This is a genomic window from Microbacterium sp. HSID17254, assembly GCF_003989315.1.
Taxonomy (GTDB): domain Bacteria; phylum Actinomycetota; class Actinomycetes; order Actinomycetales; family Microbacteriaceae; genus Microbacterium.
Genome location: NZ_RBLT01000115.1, coordinates 1 through 1,059 on the forward strand (window position 1 = coordinate 1; position 1,059 = coordinate 1,059).

The window sequence follows — 1,059 nt, forward strand, 5'->3', positions numbered from 1 at the left end:
CTGGTTCGCCGAGGCCTGGGAGATCTTCTCGATCGGCAGCCGCTGCACCTTGAGCCGGCGCGAGTAGCGCGAGATGCGCGCGGTGCCGGTGTCGCCGACGTAGCGGACGCCGGGGACGGTCAGCGAGGTCTCGGCGACGTTGGTGGCCAGCACGACCCGGTTGCCGGCGTGCGGCGCCCAGACGCGCTGCTGCTCGGCCGTCGAGAGGCGGGCGTAGAGCGGCAGGATCTCGGTGTTCCGCAGGTTGCGCCGCTCCAGGGACTCGGTGGCCTCGCGGATCTCGCGCTCACCGGGCAGGAACACCAGCACGTCGCCGGGGCCCTCGCGCTGCAGCTCGACGACGGCGTCGCCGATCGCGTCGTCCAGCTCCCGGTCGGGGTCGGCGTCGGGGTCGTCGGGGTCGACGACGGGCCGGTACCGCCCCTCCACCGGGAAGGTGCGGCCCGAGACCTCCACGATCGGTGCGGGTTCGCCCCCGGTGGCCGCGCCGAAGTGCCGCGCGAAGCGCTCCGGGTCGATCGTGGCGGAGGTGATGACGACCTTGAGGTCGGGCCGGCGGGGGAGCAGCCGGGTCAGGTACCCGAGGATGAAGTCGATGTTGAGGCTGCGCTCGTGGGCCTCGTCGATGATCAGCGTGTCGTAGGCCAGCAGGTCCTTGTCGCCGGCCAGCTCGGCCAGCAGGATGCCGTCGGTCATCAGCTTGACCATGGTCGAGTCGCCGACGGCGTCGGTGAACCGGACCTTCCAGCCGACCGCCCCGCCGAGCTCGACACCCAGCTCCTCGGCGATCCGGGTGGCGACGGTGCGCGCGGCGAGCCGCCGCGGCTGGGTGTGCCCGATCATCCCGTGCACACCGCGCCCCAGCTCAAGACAGATCTTCGGCAGCTGCGTCGTCTTCCCGGAGCCGGGCTCCCCGGCGACGATCACGACCTGGTGGTCCCGGATCGCGTTGGCGATCTCCTCGCGGCGTGCGGAGACCGGCAGCGTCGCGGGGTAGGAGATCCGTGGCAGCGCAGCTCGACGGCGCTCGACGCGGTGCTCGGCCGTCGCGACGGCGTC

1 protein-coding gene is annotated in these 1,059 nt (G+C 72.6%); it reads right to left on the reverse strand.

Going from position 1 to position 1,059, the window contains the following annotated elements; genetic code table 11:
* A partial coding sequence (locus tag D8M34_RS18010; RefSeq protein WP_446723744.1) for a helicase-related protein occupies nucleotides 1-1,059 on the reverse strand: 1,059 nt, incomplete at both ends.